The 3,172-nt window shown below is 46.4% G+C and carries 2 protein-coding genes; both read right to left on the bottom strand.

The window, feature by feature from the left end; translation table 11 throughout:
* Nucleotides 1–2,266: PEP/pyruvate-binding domain-containing protein (locus ACYC56_RS13745; protein ID WP_461374739.1), on the bottom strand; the 2,266-nt coding region annotated here is incomplete at its 3' end.
* A gap of 148 nt (nucleotides 2,267–2,414) precedes the next feature.
* Nucleotides 2,415–3,172, bottom strand: a 758-nt coding sequence (locus ACYC56_RS13740) for a TIGR02186 family protein (protein WP_461374738.1), incomplete at its 5' end; no start/stop codon positions are given.

The raw sequence follows: 3,172 nt of genomic DNA, 5'->3' as shown, positions 1-3,172 counted from the left end.
TAACCCCTCCAAAAAAACGAAAATAGATATAATTGCTGTCCCGGTCCTCGGACAGATTGCCGTCAATCAGGTTAAAATGATACCCCAGACCCAGATTCAGATTGAGGTATTCCTTGGAAACAATGGCCAGGTTTATATTGAGCCTTTCTGTGGAAAGGGCCTCTGTGGAGGGGTTACGGGTAAAGCTGGACATAAATCCTTTAAGATCCAGATCAACCGGCTGGGACTGCCACACCCCGGGTGCAATCAAAGCCCGTAACAGAAGCGAAAGAGGCCGGCAATCGACTTCATCCAGGGTTATTTCATTTGAGGAAATGCCCTTTTTAATACCCCCCCCAATATCGAGGATTGTCAAATTAAGGGGAATGGGCAGTTTAAGTTTGTTCAACGAATGAATAAAACTCAGTTGACTGGGGTGAATGCCTTGGGCAATTTTTCTTACAGCCATTTCATGGGCAAATCGGATGATGTCATGGAAAGTTTTACAATGAGCCGGATCAAACTCATTGGACTGGGGGTCGGTAATATTCAACGTGGATATTTTTTTGAGCAGCCGGCGGAGCAGCTTGAATTCATAAGTTTCTTCATAGGGTATTTTTTCGATCAGTTGGGCGGTTAACAGTTCCTTGACAATCCCCTGGTAAATTACATTCTCCTCGGCGTCGACGGTCACTTCCATACCGGACTTCAAGATCTGAGTAGCCGAATTGGTATCCACGATGGTTGGAACCCGGAATTCCCGGCAGATCGTGGCCATATGGCCGGTAACCGCCCCGATATCAGTGACCACCGCACTGGCCAGGGGGACCAGCTTGGACATTCGCGGAGAGGTATGTTTTAAGACCAGAACCGCACCTCGGGGAAAAAGCTGACTTTCTTCCTCGGATTGAACTTGAAAAACAATCCCGGCTCCGATCCCCCTGCTGGCAATTACCCCCTGGTCTTTTAAAAGGACCGGATAGTTTTGAGCGGCGGTAATCAGCCGGCTTTTATCCATTTTTAATTTCCCTGAAAACTGAAGCGGGCGGGCCTGGAGATAAGTAACCTGTCCTTTTTGATCGACGGCCCATTCAATATCTTGAAAGGATTTCATGTATTGTTCAATCCGGAGGGCGCCGTCGATAATCTCCCGCATTAGAGAGTCATCCAGGCAAGGCACTTCCTGTTTATCCGCAGGAACTGAAACCAGAGATATACCCTTTCCTTCCTCCAAGGCGTACTGTTTTGTTTTTTTCCCGATATGTTGCCATAAAATCGGATAAGGATCGGCTTTGGAAACCTTATATTGGTCCACTTCTCCTTCGCCATCCACCACCAGCTTCCCCAAACCCCAAGAAGCCGCCAGGATCATCTCCTCCCCATCCAATCCATTGGGATCAGCGGTATAAATGACCCCGCTGACCTGGGGGGAGATCATGGGCAAACACCCAACGGCCATAGCCATTTCCTGTTGTTTGCTGCCCCTTTCATTTCGGTAACTCATGACCTGGGGAGAAAACAAACTGGCCACAACCTGCTTGTAGCCTAAGTCGATTTGAGCAGAAGGAACATTTAGAACGGTGGTATATTGACCGGCATAACTGATTTGACTGTCTTCACCCAGGGCACTGCTGCGGACCGCCCAGCCGCTGAGAGGGGTATCTTTCCAGGAAGAGAGGGCTTTTCGAATGGCCTTTTTGAGTTCCGGAGGAATTTTGGCCTTGAGGATCAGTTCTTTTAGTTCGTTGGCCTTTTCCTCCATAACCTCTTGCTTAAACTTCCCTTCGCTTAAAGGGGCAACCCATTCTTCCAGTTTGTTGAACTCAATAAATTGTTTAAAGGCATAGGTGGATATGACGAACCCCTCGGGGACCTTTAATCCCAACCGATTTTGGAGTTCCCCTAAGGTGGCCATTTTTTCCCCTACATAATCAGACATTTCTTTGGTCAGGTCCCTCAGAGGATAAACATATTCCCCTTTGGGGAGGGTGAACCGGGAATCCAGTTCTGCATGGATTTCCATTTTTGCCTTTTCAAAAACATCAAAAAGGTCTAAGTATTTTTTGGGGGTGATTAAATTGAGGTCATAGACGACTTTGTAGACCACCTCTTCCAACTGATTGGTCACGGTTTCAATATATTGTTTGTCAAAAAGATAATCGCCCCCGAGTTTCTCGCCCATATCGGCCATGAATTCCAAGGCCTGGTTATTGTAATCCAAAAGTTCCCTGAAGGTCTGGAAAAGGAACTGGAGGGATAGCTCTTCCTCATTTTTTTTACGTCCCAAAAAATATTTAATGGGGTTTAACATGCAACATCTTTCTCTTTTTACAAATGATACGGCTTACCAATAGTAATGATGCTTGATAGAGGGGTACGATCTCGCTTATCAAATAAAATTAGAGACAAATTCTCAGATCTACGGTCGCAAAAATCTAATGCCCGCCTTTGGAGCTGAAAACAATCCCGATGAGCAGACCGCTGACCAACGCGATGAATACGGCCAGGATCCCATACCATAATGCTTTCCCCATGGCCAAACCGGATATCAAAGCCGGAAATCCGACCAATTTAACTTCAAGGGTACTGGAATGGAGCAACCGGCCGTTTCCCTCTTTAAAGGCCAGCAGTTCAAGCCCATAGGAACCGGGATAAATTTTGGGTGGCAGTTCCAACACGGCATCAGCTTGATCCCAAACCCCTTTCTCCAAAGGTTTTATCCGGACTGTACTCTCAACGACATGGTAAAGTTTATCAGTCTCCTTTAATTTAATCAATTCATTGAGCAGGAGGGATCTTTCCTCTTGATTTGTGGTCTCCAGGCTTCCGGAGAGTACAGACAGATAATTCAATTTCATCCCTGGGGTTGCCCCTCCCGCTTCCATGGAAGACAATTTTTCGGAAGTCCAAAGAAGATAAACCTTAGGCAAATTTTTAAAATGAATTTGTTGGACATTCATCCATAAGCCGCTCACCCTTCCCTTGCGCATCAGGGTTAATTCTTCCCGGGCTCCTAGTATCCTGAAGGCGATTTGATCTCCATGAGGTACCACCGCCCGGACGGTTACTTTTCCTCCGGGGAAAAAACTGCCTATACGGATGGTATGAGGTTGTATAACATCAATACCGATCGGTGACTGGTCCCCATAAACTCCGGAAATGAAAAGGACTGAAATAAAAACCCCGATGAAAA

Source organism: Candidatus Aquicultor sp., from assembly GCF_054640775.1.
Note: the sequence above shows the minus strand (reverse complement) of the source record. Positions and strands in the feature narration are given on the sequence as shown.